This window comes from Mesobacillus campisalis (genome assembly GCF_000986785.1).
In the GTDB taxonomy this organism is placed as follows: domain Bacteria; phylum Bacillota; class Bacilli; order Bacillales; family Cytobacillaceae; genus Mesobacillus_B; species Mesobacillus_B campisalis.
On the sequence record NZ_LAYY01000036.1, the window covers coordinates 14,039 to 33,344 of the forward strand.

Sequence of the window (19,306 nt, forward strand, 5' to 3'; positions counted from 1 at the left end):
AAGCCATTAACCATTATCTGTCTTTTACATCGTTTTCGAATCCAAAATAAGGTATTTTCGAATGAAAAACATCCAAATCCGAACATTTTTTATTATATTATAAAAAATGTTCGATTTCAACCTTTTTCATCAAATGTTATACCCCCTAGCAAATAAAAAGGCTCCCGCCAGTTTATTCGACTGACGAGAGCCTATCTTCCATTCAGGAACTGCTAGATAAATGACCTATCTCTTCCCCTTGTCATAAATTTCCCCCAGAGCTCTCGGAGCACGGTTTGATTTAGAGAAAAAGATCAATAACAATAGCGTTAATACGTAGGGTAAGATCATGAATAGATCAGTGAAGCTGCTTGGCAATGCCATTGACTGGGCAATAAACGCTCCCCCGGATTTGGCAAAACCAAATAAAAGACAAGCGGCCAAAGTAGGGAGAATCCTCCAATTCCCAAATATTAAGGCTGCAATGGCCAGGAACCCATATCCCATATAAATATTTGAAGAAAAGTTGGCTGAAATTGAATAGGCAAAACACATGCCACCCAGGCCGGATAATAGGCCCGAAATCAGTACCGCAGAAAACCTGGTTTTCGCAACATCTACACCTGCTGCATCAACAGAGTGAGGATTCTCACCGCTCGCTCTCAGGCGCATCCCAAATTTTGTTTTATATAAGAGATACCAGGCAAATAAGGCAATCACGATAATAATCACTTCAAATGGATACACATTCGTAAAAACAGCACCAATGACTGGTATGTTCGCTAACCCCTCAATGGTAAATCGGTCCGATACACCCAATTGGAACTTATCGGAAGCTGTTCCAAACACAAATGAATTTATTTGTGCGGTTAAAAACGTGGTTAGCGCCAACGCCAAAATGTTAATGACGACCCCGCTTATCACTTGATCTGCCTTAAACTTGATACATAGCACCGCGTGAATAATCGAAAAACCCATTCCGCCAATCATTGAAAATAGCAGTGCCACGTAAAAAAGATTTTGAATATCTGTGCCGGAAGCATTGGCCATTAATACAGCCGACAGCGCTCCGATGAATGCCCCAAACCCCTGAAACCCTTCAAGTGCCAGATTGGTAATCCCGCTCTTTTCACTATATATTCCCCCTATGGCTATAATAAAAAGAGGGAGAGCAAAGGATAATCCATCAATAATTATTGTATCCATTATGACTCACTCTCCTTTTGATCCAATTCTTTATCCTTAAGGGAACTGACTTTATGTTTCAGGTAGGCACCACATGCACTGAACAACAGGATCAGCCCGACGATAACAGAAGAAATTTCCTGCCTGATTCCTGCCTGTGAACTCATGTACGTGCTTCCCTGTTCAATAATCGATACTAAAAAGGATGAAAAAATAACCCCGATTGGATGAGAGTTTCCTAATAACGATACAGCAATGGAATCAAAACCAATACTTGATAAAACTTTGGGCTGTATGGAAGCAAAATAACCTAAATAATAAGTGACACCTGCCAGACCAGCCAGCCCGCCGGAAATTACCATGGCCAGGACTGTATTTCTTCCGACATTCATTCCTGCATATTTTGCTGCATTACGGCTGGAACCGACCGCTTTAATTTCAAAACCAACTACTGTCTTGTCCATGAAAAACTTTAAGAAAACAGCGGTAAAAATGGCTAGGATAAAGCCCAATGGAAGATCCATTTTCAAGTTGGCCATTTCGACATTTACTAAAGTTAATCTTGCTGCTTCTGAGATGTATTGGGATTGCCTTGAAACAGGATCAATGTAATACATTTGAATAAAAAAGCTTATAACATACTGGGCAATATAATTTAACATAATCGTAGATACGACTTCATTAATGTTAAATTTATATTTTAGCCACCCCACTAATCCTCCCATTAAGCCACCGGCGGTCATACCGATTACCAGTACAAGCGGCTTGGCGATGATGGCATCCAATCCACTGTAGCCAACCAGGATTGTCGCCAAAAAACCGGATACGAGCATTTGTCCGGAAACCCCAATATTAAATAGACCCGCCTTAAAGGCAACAGCGACTGCCAAGCTGGCAAACACAAGCGGCGTCATGGCGTTCAGCAAACTCAAAAAGTCAGTCAGCATACTTTTATAGCCGGCATAGGAAGGCTTAGGCAGGATTCCTGCCCCCTGTAACAAGTTATAAAATGCCTGGATGGGGTTTTTGCCAATGATTAGGATGACAATAGCCGCGGCAATAAAACTTATTAGGATGGCGACTAATGGAATCGTGACAGGCTGCCATTTCTCATCCCTGATTGGCCGGATTAGATTGTTCTTCGCGTTGTTTTTTCTCTTAACTTTACTCATGCTTTGCCCCCATCATATACTCTCCGACTTCATTCGTCGTTAAGGATTCACTGCTGGCAATCTTTTGAAGCTGGCCATTGTAGATCACTCCAATGGTATCCGCTACATTCATGATTTCATCCAACTCCAATGAAACTAGTAAAATCGCTCTACCTTGGTCTCTTTCTTTAATCATCATCTTATGAATATTTTCAATCGCCCCAATGTCAACACCCCGTGTTGGCTGGACGAAAATCATCAGTGAAGATTGCAATTCAATTTCGCGTCCAATAATCGTTTTTTGCTGATTTCCCCCGCTCATCGAACGAACCTGTGTCTTGATGCCTTGTCCGCTTCTAATATCATATTTGTCAATCAGGCTGCTGCCGAATTGCTCGAATTCCTCTTTGTTTAAAATTCCCTTTTTGGCAAATGGCTCCCTATAGTACTGCTTTAATGCCAAATTGGTTGAAAGATCAAAATCCAATACTAATCCAAAGCTTTGGCGATCCTCAGGTATATAGGATATTCCTGCTTCTGTTCTTTTTCTGATGCTTTCATTCGTTATGTCCTTACCGTTCAGTAAAATTTCACCGCCGCTGACCTTCGTTAACCCGGCAATGGCATCGGCAATTTCAACCTGGCCATTGTCGGCGACTCCAGCGATCGCAAAGATTTCTCCACTCTTTATGGTAAAAGAAACATCTTTGACTACTTCAAATCCATCTTCATTTTTCACATTCAGGTGTTCAACCTTCAATACTTCCTCTTTAAACGCAGCAGGATTTTTATCCGATTTCAGGTTTACCTCCCTGCCAACCATGAGTTGGGCCATTTTCCTCGTGGACGTTTCCTTGACATCCAACACATCTATTAATTTGCCCTTGTTCAATACTGCACATCGATCGGCTACTTTCTTGATCTCTTCCAGCTTATGTGTAATTAAGATAATGGTTTTCCCGCCGTTCCGCAGGCCTTCGATAATGCCGAGCAAGAAGTCAATTTCCTGTGGCGTTAAGACAGCCGTCGGTTCATCGAATATAAGGATGTCCGCTTCACGATACAGCACTTTTAAAATTTCTACCCGCTGCTGCATGGAAACAGTAAGATCGGATATTTTCTTCGTCGGATCCACCTCTAGGCCAAAGCTTTTAGACAGTTCTTCAATTTTTCGATTGGCACTCCGGATATCGACGTATGGGAAGATACCTGCCAGCTTTTTGACCGGCTCAACTCCCAAGATAATATTCTCTGTAATCGTATAATCGGAAACGAGCTTAAAGTGCTGATGGACCATTCCAATGTTAAGCTTTGCCGCATGATTGGGTGAACTGATTTGGACCTTCTCACCCCGGATATAAATGTCTCCTTCATCCGGTTCATACATGCCGCCAAGCATACTCATCAGCGTTGATTTACCAGCCCCATTCTCTCCAAGCAGGGCAAAGATTTCTCCTTTTTTAATGCCAATGGATACATTGTCATTTGCCACGATTCCAGGGAAACGTTTGGTTATATGTTTCATTTCTACAATATAATCAGACATCTTTCGTCTCCTTTATATGAAATAATAGAAAAGAAGGGAAAAGAAGTTCATCATTCCCCAGTTTTTAAATGGAGGGAATGATAAACTTCTTTCTAATGGGTCATTTTATATTTATTTCTATCTCTTATAACCCTGGAAACTTTTCTGGAGTATGGCCATTGAAATTGGATGCAGGTACGATTGTGCCGTCTTTTACCAGCTCGTAAGCTTCATTCATTTTATTAAGTGTATCCTCTGATAATTGATGACGTCCTTCGTCTTTTATAAATCCGGTGGAATCTGTATCTGCATGAAGAACGACATTTCCGCCTTTAAAGCTTCCATCAACAACAGAATTTAATGCTTTTTCAATATTCATAGCCATGAATTTTACCGCAGATGTCAATACGATATTTTCAGAACCATTTACACCTTCACCAAATTGGTCAACATCGACACCAATTACCTTAACATCTTCTTTAGCTTCTTTAACTGCTGTGAATACACCATTTCCAGTGCCGCCTGCGGCAACAAAGATAATATCTGCACCTTTTTCAATCAAGGCGTTCCCAACCACTTTACCCGTTGCTGGATCTGCAAAGGATCCCGCATAGTTCCCGCCAACGTCAGTTCCATTTACATCAGTCCCTGAATACCCTGACAGCTCAACGACTTCTACATTTTTGCCAAAAACAGCATTGGCATAATTCACACCTGATTCAAAGCCAAATTGATAATTTACATTTGATGGATAAGCGATACCGTTTACAACGGCTACTTTATTTGTTTTTGTTTCAAGTGCGGCGGCCATTCCTGCAAAAAAGCCACTTTCTTGTTCAGCAAAGTTCATGGCGTAAATATTTTCGAAATCTTTTTGATCACCTACAGGCGCAGGCTCAGAGTCATTCAGGATAAAGATTTTATCAGGGTTTTCTACCGCCAGGCTGGAAACCCCGGCAAATTGAAAACCAGGTGTCACAATCACGTCATAGTCCGCGACAATATCAGCAACCGCTTGTACTGCCGCAGCCGGATCACCAGTTTCTTCTTTTACAGCCTTTACGGTTGCTGTCGGATGATTTTCAATAAAGCTCAAAATACCGTTATAATTATCTTCATTAAAGCTGCCATCATCCACACCTGAAGGGCTTGTCACAATGGCAATTTTCAATCCCTCTTCACCTGTTCCAGCTTCAGCTTCATTTTCAGTTGCTGATTTATTTCCGCACGCTGCCAAAACAGCAGCCATAAATGCAATGAATAATATCATTACAAATTTCTTTGTATTTTTCTCCATCGAATGGATCCCCCTCTGTTTATCATGGTTGTTTTTGTAAAAATTAAAAAAAGCACCGATTTATACCGGTGCTTGACTGAGGGGGGTAAATAAGGGAATGGGAAATAAAGCTTATCCCCATATTTATATACACACCTCGTAGTCAAGCCATTTACGGTAGCTTGGTAGAAACTTTCGGGCCATATCCCCAATATTATACGAGAATAATATTTAATTTTTACAAACCCATAGTAACACTCGAAAATGGGGATGTCAACAAAAATGCGAATACTTTTATAAAAATAAACATTAACGTTCGGAAATAAGAGGAAAATAGCCAGAAAATCACGACCGGTTTTTCTTATAACAAAACATTACACCAATACTAACAAGTGAATTCATGGATAATATGGATAATCGAGCAGTTAATGTTTATGAAAACCGGAATAGAATATTGTCTAGAAATAATTTTTCTGTTATTTTAAAAAAATCACTTATCTAATTGGAGGTATTTGCTATGAATCGTCATGACCCGCAATTTTATATTTCAAAACTTGGACTAACTCCCCATAAAGAAGGCGGATATTATAGAGAAACATTTCAATCTGCAGAGGTGACCTCCGATAAAGAGTTAACCGTGGATTTCGAAGGGAAGCGCAGACTATATACGAGTATTTATTTTCTATTAACGTCGAAGGACATTTCCCATTTTCATCGCTTAAAATCTGACGAATTATGGTATTTTCATGCAGGCAGCCCTCTAACAATTCATATGATTGAGGAAAATGGGGAGTATAAAGAAATGAAATTAGGATTGAATCTCGATGAAGGAGAAGTCCCACAAGCATTAGTTCCGAAGAATGCCATCTTTGGATCATCTGTCATGGGTGAGGATACCTTCTCTTTGGTGGGATGTATGGTATCGCCAGGTTTTGAATATAAGGACTTTGAGTTATTCACACAAAGCGAACTTCTGTTAAAATATCCTCAGCATAAAGAGGTAATCATGAAGATGGCCTATGAAATCATTCCTGATTAATGACAACGATAAAAAAGAGGCTTCCCAAAAGTTTACTCCACTTTTGGGAAGCCTCGACTAATATTAAAAAACAGCAGAATATATTCCAAAAATATTGACATCACTTTTCCCGTTATTTATACTTTTAATGGAAAAAGAGATGGAGTTCTATACATTTGAAATGAAATAGGTTGATAGTTTATTAGCTTAGCGGGCAAATACTATAACCTTATTTTTAAGATTCAACTGCACTAGGCTCCTCTTCTTCCTCCGTGACCGATTTCACATAGTCAATGATGACAATGGTTTCTTCATCCTCATGCTTGATGGTGCAGTTGCCATAATCTAATTTAACATCTGATATTTTTACAGCATGGCCGATTTGAAAATTAGTCATGTCTATTTCAATATTATCAGGTATATCATTTGCTTTTGCTGTTATATCCAATTCGTGAAGATATTGTTTAACAACCCCTCCGGCTTTCTCACCAGCCGATGTCCCCTTTAGGATCACACTGACTTTTGTATCAATTTCAGTGTCCTTATCTACGTGAAGAAAATCCACGTGAAGCATATCTTTTGTTACCGGGTCATTCTGGTAATCCCTTAAAATCACATTTTTTGATTTTCCATCAAGATTCAGAGATATTATTCCATTTCTGCCAACACCTTTTATGACTCTTAATAAATCGGTGTTTTTAATAAAAATCGACCTCGTATCCATATCCCTTCCATAAACGATGCCTGGGATTCCCCCATCCAATCTCAATTTTTTCAATGCAGATTTTTTTACAATCTTTCTTTTTTCAGCTACTAACGTATTCACTTAACTTCCACCTTTCTCTTTTCCTTTAGGTCATTCCAAGACAACTAAAATTGTCTTACAATTCAAGTATATCCAAACCATTATGTTATTTCAAATTAACCCGATTGCTTAGCTGAGTTATAACTCTATCCAGGTTTGGGAGGTTTTGAATACCGCCAAGGATGTTTATGCAAATGAAAAAAGAGGCCTCTCAAAAGTTCACTGAACTCTTGAGAGGCCTCCGTTCATTTCCTTTATGTTGGCAAAATGCAGCAAGTTGCCAACAAATCCTTATAAATCAAGGCTGTGAGGGCGTTATTACATTAATTCATTTTTAAAACAGGTTTAATAACTGAACCATTCTCTGATTCTTCGAAGGCCTCATTTATTTGTTCAAATTCATAGAATTTTACCATTCGGTCAAATGGAAATTGTCCCTTCTTATAGTAAGAAATCAATTCTGGAATAAATTTTTGTGGAATTGCATCTCCTTGACTGGTTCCTACAATACTGATACCTCCCAGTGCTAAGGTTTCCAAAGGTATAGTAAGACTATAATCAGTAACGACAGTAGCAAGTTTTCCAAAAGTATCCAATGATGCGACTGCTTGTTCGATTACCATATCTACTCCAGTAGTATCAAGTACATTCTGCACTCTTGCCCCAGTAATATCTTTGATCTTTTCGGCAATCTCGACATCTTTGCCACTTTTAATAGTAGCTGTCGCCCCCAACTCTTCAGCAAGTTCTAAGCGATTTTCATGGAGATCAATTCCAATAATATGTTCGCAACCTGCAATTTTAGCAGCCATAATGGCACTTAATCCAACAGCCCCGACTCCAAATACCGCAATTGAACTACCTGCTTTAGGTTTTAGCACATTCAAAACAGTACTAGCTCCTGTTTGTAAGCCACAACCTAGTGGAGCCGCTAAAGCTAAGTCCATATCCTTATCAATTTTGACAACATTCCTTTTGTTAACGAGTGAGTATGTTGCAAAGGAAGATTGTCCAAAGAATCTGGAAACCAATTTATTGGTATCTTGATCTATATGACTATTTAAATTAAGGTCAGCATAATACCTGCAATGTGCAGGGTGATTAGCTAAACAATTATCACATTTTCCGCAACTTGCAAATGAGACAACCACATGATCTCCTTTTTGCAATTCAGTAACTTCAGATCCTATCTCTTCAACAATTCCAGCGCCTTCATGACCAAGAACTGCGGGTGGGTTAACCATACCGGTGTCTCTCCCTGAAACATCAGTATGACAAATCCCGGATGCTGTTACTTTTATTAAAACATCCTTCGGACCAAGTTCAGGCAGTTCGATGTCAGTAATTTCAAAAGGGTGTCCCGTTTTGGGGGTTACTGCAGCTTGTATTTTCATAATTATATTCTCTCCTTATCTAAAGTTTGTATCTGCTTTCTAATAGCAATTCATTCGCAGGAATTTCCGGAGATAGTCTATTTGTTTCCTCTTTCTGCACCATCCCGAGTAGACCTTATCTCTAATCCCGTTCCCCATCCGTATAAAAATAAACGTTGAGTCCAAATACGGTTAGATTAAATCAATAAAAGTGACACTCATTTCCCCGACAATCGTTTGGCTCATTAGAGATGTACTCCGCAATCTGGCTCGATTGATGAACATATGTTAGCTTTTCAAAGAAAATATGTTAAATAAGAAAATAAAAAAAGAAGCTTCCCAAAAGTTTTCACAACTTTTGAGAAGCCTCTAGATTAGCAAACCACTCTCACCTTACCAACAAATCCTTATCTATCAAGGGTTCGAGGGGCAAATTACATCATGCCGCCCATTCCGCCCATTCCGCCCATGTCAGGCATTCCGCCGCCTGCACCAGCTGGCTCCGGCTTGTCAGCAACAACTGCTTCAGTTGTCAGGAACATAGCCGCAACGCTTGCTGCGTTTTGAAGAGCAGAACGAGTAACTTTAGTTGGGTCAACGATACCAGCCTGGATCATGTTCACCCATTCGCCAGTAGCAGCGTTGAAGCCTGTGCCGATTTCTTCGCGCTTCAGGCGGTCAACGATGACAGACCCTTCAAGGCCTGCGTTGTGTGCGATTGTGCGCACTGGCTCTTCAATTGCACGCAGAACAATGTTGATACCAGTTTGTACATCGCCTTCAGCCTCAAGCTCAGCCACTTTGTTGTATACATTCAGAAGGGCAACTCCACCGCCGGATACGATTCCTTCTTCAACTGCAGCGCGAGTTGAGTTCAGGGCATCCTCGATGCGAAGCTTGCGCTCTTTCAATTCTGTTTCAGTAGCAGCACCAACTTTGATGACTGCAACGCCGCCTGCCAATTTAGCAAGGCGCTCCTGAAGTTTTTCACGGTCGAATTCGGAAGTTGTTTCTTCCAATTGAACGCGGATTTGGTTAACGCGTGCACCGATTTGCGCGCTGTCTCCAGCACCTTCAACGATTGTCGTGTTTTCTTTGGAAACAACGACTTTCGCAGCGCGGCCAAGAGAGTCGATTGTTGCACTCTTAAGATCGCGGCCAAGCTCTTCTGTAATGACTTCTCCGCCAGTAAGGGCAGCGATGTCTTCAAGCATAGCCTTGCGGCGGTCACCGAAGCCAGGAGCTTTGACAGCAACAGCGTTGAATGTTCCGCGAAGCTTGTTGACTACCAATGTAGCAAGGGCTTCCCCTTCAACATCTTCAGCGATCATCAATAATGGCTTGCCTTGCTGTACTACTTGCTCAAGAACTGGCAGGATTTCCTGGATGCTGGCAATCTTCTTGTCAGTGATCAGGATATATGGATTTTCAAGGACTGCTTCCATCTTGTCGGAATCAGTTACCATGTATGGAGAAGCATATCCGCGGTCAAACTGCATACCTTCTACTACGTCCAGTTCAGTTGTGAACCCTTTGGATTCTTCAATTGTGATGACGCCGTCGTTGCCAACGCGTTCCATTGCTTCAGCAATCAGTTGGCCTACTTCTTCATCAGCTGAAGAAATGGCAGCAACCTGGGCGATGGATTCCTTGCCTTCGATTGGCTTGGAAATTGCTTTTAGTTCTGTAACTGCAGTGGCAACCGCTTTTTCGATCCCTTTGCGGATGCCCATTGGGTTTGCACCAGCTGTAACGTTCTTAAGGCCTTCACGGATCATGGCCTGTGCAAGCACAGTTGCAGTAGTTGTACCGTCACCGGCTACATCGTTTGTTTTGCTTGCTACTTCAGCAACAAGCTTTGCACCCATGTTTTCAAAAGCGTCTTCCAATTCGATTTCTTTTGCAATGGTTACACCATCGTTCGTAATAAGCGGGGAACCGAATTTCTTTTCAAGAACCACGTTGCGTCCTTTTGGTCCAAGAGTAACTTTTACGGCATCCGCAAGAGTGTCAACTCCGCGAAGCATCGCGCGGCGCGCTTCTTCACTAAACTTAATCTCTTTAGCCATCGTATAAAAACCTCCTCGTGATTTTCGCTACTTTCTATTCTAATGTCCCGGGTAGCTTTATTCGCCTACAACTGCCAGGATGTCGCTTTCGCGCAGGATCAGGTACTCAGTACCCTGGTACTTCACTTCTGTACCACCGTATTTTGAGAAGATGATGCGGTCGCCAACGTTTACCTCCAAAGCAACGCGCTCTCCGCTTTCAAGAACACGGCCGGAACCTACAGCTACAACTTTGCCTTCCTGAGGCTTCTCTTTAGCTGAGTCAGGTAAAACGATACCGCTTGCAGTTTTTTCTTCAGACTCAACAAGCTCGATTACAATGCGATCACCTAATGGCTTGATCAAGTTAAACAACCTCCTCAAATAATATGTAATTTAGTGGATTATTAGCACTCTCCTCATTTGAGTGCTAACACAATTTATATATTAAATAATCTCCCATTATTTTGCAAGCTTCAAGTTAAAATATTTTTCAATTTTTTCTGCCATATACAGTATAGTCCCATTTGCTTTTTTTAACCCGGGAAAGGCAAAAATTCCTTACAGCCTACCATTTGAACTTTGGTATGTTTTATTGGAAAATAGAAGGATAGCCAAACAAAGGAGACTCAATACTATTGAAAAAGAAATACTGGTTCATCTTAATTGCTTATATTGCCATGCAGCTATCAAGCTTCATTGGCGTTCCGCTGTTTGTATTCATCGGCACGATGATGGGAATGGAATTGAATGAAATGCAGCTTCTGGCTGTCCCGTATTGGCTTGTCTTCAGCTTTTCGCTTGCACTGATTATCATTCTCCTTCTGCTGAGGAGGGAGCCGAAAGCAGATCTGCGGGATGCTGCCGGCCCCTTCCGTTCGGTTATGTGGGGTGTTTTCGGTGTTTTCCTGGCCTTGTTCGCCCAGAGTATGGCGGCAAGCATTGAAAATATGCTGGGGATTGAAATGGGCTCGGACAATACAGAACAAATCATCCGCCTGATTGAGCAGTTCCCGATTATCATCCTGGTCAGTTCCGTCCTGGGACCGATTTTGGAGGAAATTGTGTTCCGGAAGGTTATTTTTGGCAGCCTATATAGGCGCTTCGGCTTCTTTTTATCAGCGCTGATCAGCTCAGTCATCTTTGCGCTGGCTCATTTTGAACCGGAACATGTGATTCTATATTCCGCCATGGGCTTTACCTTTGCCTTCCTCTATGTGAAAACCAAAAGGATCATCGTCCCGATTTTTGCCCATGTCGCGATGAACACCCTAGTCGTCCTGGTTCAATCTGTATTCCGCGAGGATTTGGAGAGAATGATTAAGGAAGCAGAACAAATTCAAAGCTTTATTGGAGGACTTCTATGAAACGCTCGCCCTTATTCTCAGGCATTGTCTATCTCATCCTTGGGCTTCTGTTCACCTATTTTGCCGTGCAGAATGTGAATGACCAGGGCTGGGGATTCTTTTCCTACCTGCTGGTCGTGATCGCGACTTTCGACCTCGGGTCAGGCATCAGAATGATTCTTTTCCACTTTAAATTGAAAACGATCCAGAAAAAGTAACCTGGATGAACGAAAACAGCCAGTGTGCTTGCATGCGCACTGGCTGTTTTTCCTATTCTTCCTCCGGCGATGGATAATGCTTAAGGAAGTAAATAAGGGACTGAAGTTCGACCGCCAGATCGATATGATGGATCCGGATGGATGACGGCACATTGAGCCTTGCCGGAGTAAAATTAAGGATGCCTTTAATATTGGACTTGGCAAGCCTATCGGTAATGGTTTGCGCAACCGCTGAGGGAATCGTCAGGATGGCTACCTGTATTTCCTGCTCAATGATCACTTTTTCAAGGTCATCCATGGAACAAACGCGTACATCGCCAATTTGTGTGCCAATTTTCTCCTCATCGACATCAAATGCGACTTCAATTTTGGTATTATTGTTTTTGGAAAAATTGTAATGTAAAAATGCCGTGCCGAGATTTCCTACTCCTATTAAGGCTACCTTGGTGGTTTCATCCTGATCGAGTGTCTTGCGGAAAAACGTCAGGAGATAGTTGACGTTGTAGCCATAGCCCTTCTTCCCCAAGGCGCCGAAATAGGAGAAATCCCTGCGAATGGTAGCCGAATCAACCTTGACCGCCTCGCTTAGTTCAGCGGATGACACCCTTTGTTTTCCTGAAGAATGCAGGTTCAGTAAAAAACGGTAATAAAGCGGAAGCCTTTTTGCCGTTGCCTGCGGAATTTTCATCGTCTCGTTTGACATTCTCCACCCCCCCTTCATGAACTGTCATTATCTCAATTTTTGTTCCCGGTTAAAATCGCCGTTCTTGCCGCCTGTCTTTTCGACAAGATATGTTTTGCCTATGACCATGCCCTTGTCGACTGCCTTGCACATATCATAAACAGTTAAAGCTGTAACGGAGGCGGCTGTTAACGCTTCCATTTCTACTCCCGTATTCCCTTTTGTTTTCACAGATGCGGAGATATCCAGAATATATTCATCGGCTCCCGCTTTCTCCCATGAAAAGGAGATATCAATCCCTGTCAGGGGCAGCGGATGGCACATAGGAATGATTTCAGATGTTTTTTTGCATGCCATGATGCCTGCTACCTGGGCAACAGCCAAAACATCGCCTTTTTTTATTTTATTTTCATTAATTTTTTCATAGATTTCTTTATTTACAATGATGCTGGAACGGGCAATGGCCGTCCGCACACTTTCAGGTTTCGCACTGACATCGACCATCTTGGCCCTGCCTTCTTCATTAAAATGAGTAAACTCTGCCATTTTCTAGCTCCTTTCAACAAAACTATACACTATTTTGACAATATTGTGTATGAACATTGTATCTATTTTCACATATTTGCATTCCTTTTCTCTGAAAAGAAGCTCAAAAACTTCACCTTATTTGCCGGGATATACTCAATCAGGTACACTAAAGATAAGCATTTGAGGTGAAAAATATGATTTTATTACAGGTAAATCAACTGACAAAATACTTTGCTGCAGAATTGATTTTATCAAATATTAAACTTGAGATACAGACACAGGATCGTGTCGCCCTGGTGGGACGCAATGGCGCCGGGAAATCGACGCTGCTGAAAATCATCGCTGGACAATCCAGCTATGACAGTGGTGAAATCATCAGGCCAAAAGGCGTATCCATCGGCTATTTGGCCCAAAATACCGGCCTTGAATCCAGCCAGTCCATCTGGGAAGAGATGCTGACGGTTTTTGACAATCTTCGTAAAATGGAACAGGACCTCAGGAAGCTGGAAGGAGAAATGGCTGATTCCGGCACTTCCCCTGATAGCGCCCGTTATGAGCAGATCCTTAAGGAATATGACCTTTTGCAGATTCAGTTTAAAGACCTGGGAGGCTATCAATACGAAGCTGATATCCGGTCTGTTCTTCACGGACTGCGCTTCGGCTCCTTTGATTATAACACGAAAATATCCACTTTGAGCGGCGGCCAGAAAACAAGACTTGCTCTTGCCAAGCTCTTGCTTTCCCGTCCCGATATATTGATCCTGGATGAGCCGACCAACCACTTGGATATTGAGACCCTGTCCTGGCTGGAGCAGTATCTCCAGGGTTATCCTGGTGCCATTCTGATTGTTTCCCATGACCGGTATTTTCTTGATAAGGTTGTAAACCAGGTTTTTGAGCTGTCGCGCCATAAAATCACCAGGTTCCATGGGAATTACAGTTCCTATCTTGATCAGAAGGCTGAAAATTATGAAAGGGATTTAAAATTGTACGAGAAGCAGCAGGATGAAATCACTAAACTGGAAGACTTTGTTCAGCGCAACCTGGCCCGCGCCTCCACGACAAAACGGGCCCAGAGCAGGCGCAAGCAATTGCAAAAAATCGAGCGGCTTGACCGCCCTGCCGGAGACGAAAAATCGGCTTCCTTCTCGTTTGATATCGAACGCCAAAGCGGCAATGATGTTTTAAAAGTGGACTCCCTGGCGATTGGCTATGGCAGTGAAAAAATTTCAGAGAACATTTCTCTCCGGATTAACCGAAACGACAGCATTGCCCTGGTCGGCCCCAATGGTGTTGGCAAATCGACGCTATTGAAGACCATTGTCAATAAACTTCCGGCATTGGCAGGAGAGATCCAATATGGATCCAATGTTTCCATAGGCTATTATGACCAGGAGCAGGCTGAGCTTACATCCAAAAAGAAAGTTCTAAACGAGTTATGGGATGAATATCCCCTCAAGCCGGAGAAAGACATTCGCACCGTGCTTGGCAATTTCCTGTTTTCGGGCGATGATGTCCTAAAAACTGTTTCCTCCTTGTCAGGGGGAGAGAAAGCGCGCCTTGCACTGGCCAAGCTGATGATGGAAAAGGCAAACTTCCTGATCCTGGACGAGCCAACGAACCATTTGGATTTGGACAGCAAGGAAGTGCTTGAAAATGCTCTGATCGACTATCCAGGCACAATCCTTTTTGTTTCGCATGATCGTTATTTTATCAACAGGATTGCCACAAAAGTGATTGAACTTCAAAGCACCTCTGCCGCTGAATACCTTGGAGACTATGATTATTATCTGGAGAAAAAACTGGAGCAGGAAGAACTTGAGGCACTATCAGCTCAAAAAACGGCACCCTCTTCACCTGTTCTATCTGTAAAAACAAGTTATCAACAGGATAAGGAAGCGAAAAGGCTGGAACGCCAGCGCAAAAGACGAATCGAAGAAATTGAAGCTTCTATTGAAACCCTTGAAGCAGATGTCTCCCATTTCGAAGAACTCCTTTGCGATCCGAAAATCTTCCAGGACCACCAAAAAGTGGCCGAGCTGAATGAAAAACTTGAGAGTGCAAAGCAGCAAATCGAGGCTCTGATGGAAGAATGGGCGGAGATTGCTGAATAAGAAAAGCGTAAGCGCCTTGGTCATCCCCGCCAGCATAAGAATTGGAGGCGCTCTATGCCTTCAATTCTGGAGTGATCACTCGAGGGTGCAGGCGCTGGAGCTAGACATAAAAAAATCCCGGGAAGCTCCCGGGATTTTTTTTATTCACAGAGTTATTCACAAACAAACATGCTATCTTAGCGAGTTTTCAACTGTTTTCCACAATATCCACAAAAATACGCTTTTTTATCCACACTATCAACAGTATCCGGTATTTATCAAGTGGTTATCCACAGAAATTTCTGTTAAAAAGAAAAACTTTCTTATTAATCATTGTGGATAGTTATTTCCAGGCCTGGATTGCCGTTCAGGGTAAGATCCGAACGCTGGCCTTTTTCATACATAACACTTCCAACGGCAGCAATCATGGCCGCATTATCTGTGCATAAAGACAGCGGAGGGATAACCAGTTCAACGTTTTCCTGCTTTTTAAATTCTTCCTGCAACGCGGTTCTTAGGCCTTTATTGGCCGCTACTCCGCCAGCAAGCAATACTTGTTTCACCTTATACTCTTTTGCTGCCTGCACCGTTTTTGTGACAAGCACATCAATGACGCTGGCCTGGAAGCTTGCAGCAAGCGTTTCGGGCGCAATTTTTTCCCCACGCTGTTCTGCATTGTGGACAGTGTTGATAACCGCCGATTTTAAGCCGCTGAAGCTGAAGTCGTACGATCCAGGCTCAAGCCAGGCACGAGGAAGATCCAATTCAGGCTGTCCATCATGAGCCAATCTGTCGATATGCGGACCGCCAGGGTAAGGCATATTCAATACCCTCGCCACTTTGTCATAGGCTTCCCCTGCAGCATCGTCCCTTGTTTCGCCAATCACTTCAAAATGTCCGTGCTCCTTCATGTAGACAAGCTCTGTATGGCCCCCTGACACGACTAGGGAAAGGAGTGGAAACTCCATTTCCTTTACCAGCCGGTTCGCGTATATATGCCCTGCAATATGATGGACACCCAGCAGCGGGATATCATGGGCAAAGGCTAGGGCCTTAGCTGCATTTACGCCGATCAGCAAGGCACCGACAAGCCCAGGGCCTTCCGTTACGGCAATTCCATCTATCTCTTCCATTGCTGTACCTGCTTGCTTCAGGGCCTCCTCCAACACGAGGGTAACCTGCTCGACATGGTGCCTGGAGGCAATTTCAGGGACAACTCCACCAAACCGTTTATGGCTTTCAATCTGGGAGGCTACCACATTGGCGATGATTTCCCTCCCATTTCTCACAAGGGCTACTGCGGTTTCATCACAGCTTGTTTCTATACCTAAAATCAACTGGTCTTTTTCCGATTTCATAGCTTCACCCACATTACTAACGCATCTTCCATATTATCCGTATAATATCTTTTCCTAATGGCCCCATCCTGAAAACCAAGCTTTCGGTACAGGGACTGGGCCCTGTCATTACTGACCCTGACCTCCAATGTCATTGTTCGTACTCCCATCTTTCTTGCCGTCTCCATCACTTTCCGCATAAGCGCCTCCCCGAGGCCCATTCCCCGGAAATCGGGAAGCAGGGCGATGTTGGTGATATGTACTTCATCGACAATGATCCAGGCACCGCAATAACCGGCTACCTCTCTTCCATGTTCAATCACCGTGTAAAGGGCGAAGCGGTTCTTGGTCAATTCATTATAAAAAGCCTCCTTGCTCCATGGCGTAGCAAAGGACTTGGACTCTATCTCGTGGATTTTGTCTATATCATCGATTTCCATCTGTCGAAAAGCGATCGTTTTATTCATTGCCATCTTCCTATTAATTTATTGTTGTTTCTTCGACTCAAGCCATTTGGCCTCTGCTTCGGCTAGGCGGATATAATTTGGAACAAAAGCATGCGGATCTTCATCCTGCCTGTTTCGGCCCAAAAAGGCAAGTTCTGCCGGCCGTGGGTTATACTCCGTAATCTCTGCCATAATTGCCTGGTCACCTAATGCCTCTTGTATTACTTTCCGATGGAGAGGCAAGTCATTGCCGGAAAACAAAATGGGGGCATCCAGTTCCCTTAGCCTTTCCACCCAGTCTGCAGCCATGACCAACTGGTCCTCATAAACCGCAGCAATACTTCCATTGCTGAATTGATATAAGCCGGTATAAATCTGCCCCCGGCGTGCATCGAACAGTGGAGAAAGGTATCCATTAAAATAACGGCCCGATGAAGCTGCCAGCACTTCGAGGCTAGAGACACCCGCAATCGGCTTATTCAACGTCCAGGAAAGGGTTTTTGCTATCGTAACTCCAATCCTTACACCTGTATAAGAGCCTGGTCCCTTAGCGACAACGATTTTATCCAGGTCCGCAGGCTTGATTCCGCATTCTTTCATAAGTGTTTGAATCGCTGGCATCACCCGCACCGAATGGTTTTTTTTCAAGTTTGAAATGTATTCCCCCATAACCTGGGTATCATCAACAAGGCCAATCCCAAGGACATAATTGGAAGTATCAATTGATAATATCTTCATGAAAAAAGCTCCTTACATAACTGTTCATATCTCTTGCCTTTCGGTTCCGCCACGATTTTCCTGGTTCCTGCCTCACCGTGATACAAATGGAGGATCAAAAGCTGTTCCGGAAGCTGGGCATCTATCAGATGAGCCCACTCCACAACGGTGACTCCCTCTCCCTCAAAATACTCTTCAAATCCCAAGTCCTCTGAAGAATCTACACGGTACACATCCATATGGTATAAGGGCATTCTTCCCTGGTACTCCTTGATAATCGTGAACGTCGGACTATTAACGTTCCTCATAATGCCAAGTCCCTCGGCAAGACCTTTTGTAAAAGTGGTTTTCCCTGCACCCAAATCGCCTTCAAGGGCAATGACATCCCCCGGCTTAAGCAATTCAGCCAAGCGCTTGGACAAGGCTTGCGTATCTTCTTCAGATTTAGAAATAAATTCAAATGGTGCCATTGCTATATCACCTATATCCTTGTTTATCTATCTATTTTACCCTCATTTTAGCCGATAGAGTTCCCTAATACAAAAAAACCTTAGGATTCTCTCCTAAGGATAAAATGGACCTATATGTAGTGTACATGATTTTTTGAGGCCGGGCAAAAAAGAAGGTAAAATACCCTGGCAGGAGGGGTTAGGAAAATAAAAAAAACGAAAGCTATGTTTCGTTTGCTGAATCTATTATTCTTTTAAAAATGGCGGTCCCGACGGGAATCGAACCCGCGATCTCCTGCGTGACAGGCAGGCATGTTAACCGCTACACCACGGGACCTTTCAGGAATGGATTATTGCGGGGGCAGGATTTGAACCTGCGACCTTCGGGTTATGAGCCCGACGAGCTACCGGACTGCTCCACCCCGCGTCGATAATATTCCTAATCCTATTCTATTCATATACCTTCAAAAGGTGAATGAATATCAGCCTGGCAGCGTCCTACTCTCACAGGGGGAAACCCCCAACTACCATCGGCGCTGAGAAGCTTAACTTCCGTGTTCGGCATGGGAACGGGTGTGACCTTCTCGCCATCGCCGCCAGACTGCGTATTCAAATGAGGGTTGTTCCCTCAAAACTGGATAATGTATTTCAGAAGGTTTGCATTCGAGTATCGTTCTTAACGTATTAGGTTAAGTCCTCGATCGATTAGTATCAGTCAGCTCCACACGTCACCGCGCTTCCACCTCTGACCTATCAACCTGATCATCTTTCAGGGATCTTACTAGCTTGACGCTATGGGAAATCTCATCTTGAGGGGGGCTTCATGCTTAGATGCTTTCAGCACTTATCCCGTCCGCACATAGCTACCCAGCGATGCCTTTGGCAAGACAACTGGTACACCAGCGGTGCGTCCATCCCGGTCCTCTCGTACTAAGGACAGCTCCTCTCAAATTTCCTGCGCCCACGACGGATAGGGACCGAACTGTCTCACGACGTTCTGAACCCAGCTCGCGTACCGCTTTAATGGGCGAACAGCCCAACCCTTGGGACCGACTACAGCCCCAGGATGCGATGAGCCGACATCGAGGTGCCAAACCTCCCCGTCGATGTGGACTCTTGGGGGAGATAAG

General features: G+C 43.3%; 18 protein-coding genes, 2 tRNA genes, 2 rRNA genes and 1 riboswitch. Of the genes, 4 read left to right on the forward strand and 18 right to left on the reverse strand.

Features of this window, described 5'->3' with window-relative positions; all coding sequences use genetic code 11:
• Nucleotides 1–225: 225 nt before the first annotated feature.
• From WQ57_RS20300 to WQ57_RS20315, 4 genes are all read right to left on the reverse strand, one after another.
• Nucleotides 226–1,185, reverse strand: a complete 960-nt coding sequence (locus tag WQ57_RS20300) for an ABC transporter permease (RefSeq protein WP_046525602.1) — start codon at nucleotides 1,183–1,185, stop codon at nucleotides 226–228.
• Nucleotides 1,185–2,336 (reverse strand): ABC transporter permease, encoded by a 1,152-nt coding sequence (locus WQ57_RS20305; RefSeq protein ID WP_052948839.1) that lies wholly within the window; start codon nucleotides 2,334–2,336, stop codon nucleotides 1,185–1,187. The genes WQ57_RS20300 and WQ57_RS20305 overlap by 1 nt, the downstream gene beginning before the upstream one ends.
• Nucleotides 2,329–3,861, reverse strand: coding sequence for an ABC transporter ATP-binding protein (locus WQ57_RS20310; protein ID WP_046525603.1), 1,533 nt, complete (start codon nucleotides 3,859–3,861; stop codon nucleotides 2,329–2,331). Before WQ57_RS20310 ends, WQ57_RS20305 begins: the two co-directional genes overlap by 8 nt.
• A 124-nt stretch (nucleotides 3,862–3,985) precedes the next feature.
• Nucleotides 3,986–5,137 carry a BMP family lipoprotein gene (locus WQ57_RS20315; protein WP_046525604.1) on the reverse strand — a complete coding sequence of 384 codons (1,152 nt, stop codon included), beginning with the start codon at nucleotides 5,135–5,137 and terminating at the stop codon, nucleotides 3,986–3,988.
• Between the two features lie 119 nt (nucleotides 5,138–5,256).
• Nucleotides 5,257–5,358, reverse strand: a riboswitch (purine riboswitch).
• Between the two features lie 275 nt (nucleotides 5,359–5,633).
• On the opposite strand from WQ57_RS20315, the gene WQ57_RS20320 reads away from it, so the two are divergent.
• Nucleotides 5,634–6,155, forward strand: a complete 522-nt coding sequence (locus WQ57_RS20320; protein WP_046525605.1) for a cupin domain-containing protein — start codon at nucleotides 5,634–5,636, stop codon at nucleotides 6,153–6,155.
• A gap of 214 nt (nucleotides 6,156–6,369) precedes the next feature.
• Here the strand turns inward: WQ57_RS20320 and WQ57_RS20325 are convergent, their stop codons facing one another.
• From WQ57_RS20325 to groES, 4 genes are all read right to left on the reverse strand, one after another.
• Entirely contained in the window at nucleotides 6,370–6,960 is a 591-nt protein-coding gene (locus WQ57_RS20325) for a 50S ribosomal protein L25 (protein WP_046525606.1), read from the reverse strand.
• A gap of 302 nt (nucleotides 6,961–7,262) precedes the next feature.
• Complete coding sequence (locus tag WQ57_RS20330; protein ID WP_046525607.1) at nucleotides 7,263–8,333, reverse strand: NAD(P)-dependent alcohol dehydrogenase; 1,071 nt, start codon at nucleotides 8,331–8,333, stop codon at nucleotides 7,263–7,265.
• A gap of 413 nt (nucleotides 8,334–8,746) precedes the next feature.
• The gene (gene groL / locus WQ57_RS20335) at nucleotides 8,747–10,381 is read right to left on the reverse strand and encodes a chaperonin GroEL (protein ID WP_046525608.1); all 1,635 of its coding nucleotides are present in this window, start codon (nucleotides 10,379–10,381) and stop codon (nucleotides 8,747–8,749) included.
• 57 nt (nucleotides 10,382–10,438) lie between these two features.
• Nucleotides 10,439–10,726, reverse strand: coding sequence for a co-chaperone GroES (groES, locus tag WQ57_RS20340; RefSeq protein ID WP_046525609.1), 288 nt, complete (start codon nucleotides 10,724–10,726; stop codon nucleotides 10,439–10,441).
• 272 nt (nucleotides 10,727–10,998) lie between these two features.
• Between groES and WQ57_RS20345 the strand changes: the two genes are divergently transcribed.
• Together WQ57_RS20345 and WQ57_RS20350 are read left to right on the forward strand one after the other, a co-directional pair.
• Nucleotides 10,999–11,727: a CPBP family intramembrane glutamic endopeptidase gene (locus WQ57_RS20345; RefSeq protein WP_046525610.1), complete on the forward strand. Its 729-nt coding sequence runs from the start codon at nucleotides 10,999–11,001 to the stop codon at nucleotides 11,725–11,727.
• A complete protein-coding gene (locus tag WQ57_RS20350) occupies nucleotides 11,724–11,924 on the forward strand; it encodes a YdiK family protein (RefSeq protein WP_046525611.1) in 201 nt (66 codons plus the stop codon). Before WQ57_RS20345 ends, WQ57_RS20350 begins: the two co-directional genes overlap by 4 nt.
• A 52-nt stretch (nucleotides 11,925–11,976) precedes the next feature.
• Here WQ57_RS20350 and WQ57_RS20355 read toward each other — a convergent pair whose 3' ends face one another.
• Nucleotides 11,977–12,627: a redox-sensing transcriptional repressor Rex gene (locus WQ57_RS20355; protein ID WP_046525612.1), complete on the reverse strand. Its 651-nt coding sequence runs from the start codon at nucleotides 12,625–12,627 to the stop codon at nucleotides 11,977–11,979.
• Nucleotides 12,628–12,654: 27 nt separating this feature from the next.
• Nucleotides 12,655–13,152 carry a cyclic pyranopterin monophosphate synthase MoaC gene (gene moaC, locus WQ57_RS20360; protein WP_046525613.1) on the reverse strand — a complete coding sequence of 166 codons (498 nt, stop codon included), beginning with the start codon at nucleotides 13,150–13,152 and terminating at the stop codon, nucleotides 12,655–12,657.
• A 176-nt stretch (nucleotides 13,153–13,328) separates the two neighbouring features.
• On the opposite strand from moaC, the gene WQ57_RS20365 reads away from it, so the two are divergent.
• On the forward strand, nucleotides 13,329–15,248 hold the full coding sequence (locus tag WQ57_RS20365; RefSeq protein ID WP_046525614.1) for an ABC-F family ATP-binding cassette domain-containing protein: 1,920 nt from the start codon (nucleotides 13,329–13,331) through the stop codon (nucleotides 15,246–15,248).
• Nucleotides 15,249–15,553: 305 nt separating this feature from the next.
• Here WQ57_RS20365 and tsaD read toward each other — a convergent pair whose 3' ends face one another.
• From tsaD to WQ57_RS20410, 8 genes are all read right to left on the reverse strand, one after another.
• Complete coding sequence (tsaD, locus tag WQ57_RS20375; RefSeq protein ID WP_046525616.1) at nucleotides 15,554–16,585, reverse strand: tRNA (adenosine(37)-N6)-threonylcarbamoyltransferase complex transferase subunit TsaD; 1,032 nt, start codon at nucleotides 16,583–16,585, stop codon at nucleotides 15,554–15,556.
• Complete coding sequence (gene rimI / locus WQ57_RS20380) at nucleotides 16,582–17,031, reverse strand: ribosomal protein S18-alanine N-acetyltransferase (protein WP_046525617.1); 450 nt, start codon at nucleotides 17,029–17,031, stop codon at nucleotides 16,582–16,584. The genes tsaD and rimI overlap by 4 nt, the downstream gene beginning before the upstream one ends.
• Before the next feature lie 18 nt (nucleotides 17,032–17,049).
• Nucleotides 17,050–17,748, reverse strand: a complete 699-nt coding sequence (tsaB, locus tag WQ57_RS20385; protein ID WP_046525618.1) for a tRNA (adenosine(37)-N6)-threonylcarbamoyltransferase complex dimerization subunit type 1 TsaB — start codon at nucleotides 17,746–17,748, stop codon at nucleotides 17,050–17,052.
• A complete protein-coding gene (tsaE, locus tag WQ57_RS20390) occupies nucleotides 17,745–18,197 on the reverse strand; it encodes a tRNA (adenosine(37)-N6)-threonylcarbamoyltransferase complex ATPase subunit type 1 TsaE (protein WP_046525619.1) in 453 nt (150 codons plus the stop codon). Before tsaE ends, tsaB begins: the two co-directional genes overlap by 4 nt.
• Before the next feature lie 240 nt (nucleotides 18,198–18,437).
• Nucleotides 18,438–18,513, reverse strand: a tRNA-Asp gene (locus tag WQ57_RS20395).
• Between the two features lie 16 nt (nucleotides 18,514–18,529).
• Nucleotides 18,530–18,603: transfer RNA gene (locus tag WQ57_RS20400), tRNA-Met, on the reverse strand.
• A gap of 58 nt (nucleotides 18,604–18,661) precedes the next feature.
• A 5S ribosomal RNA gene (gene rrf / locus WQ57_RS20405) occupies nucleotides 18,662–18,777 on the reverse strand.
• A gap of 84 nt (nucleotides 18,778–18,861) precedes the next feature.
• Nucleotides 18,862–19,306, reverse strand: a 23S ribosomal RNA gene (locus WQ57_RS20410); the annotation flags it as partial.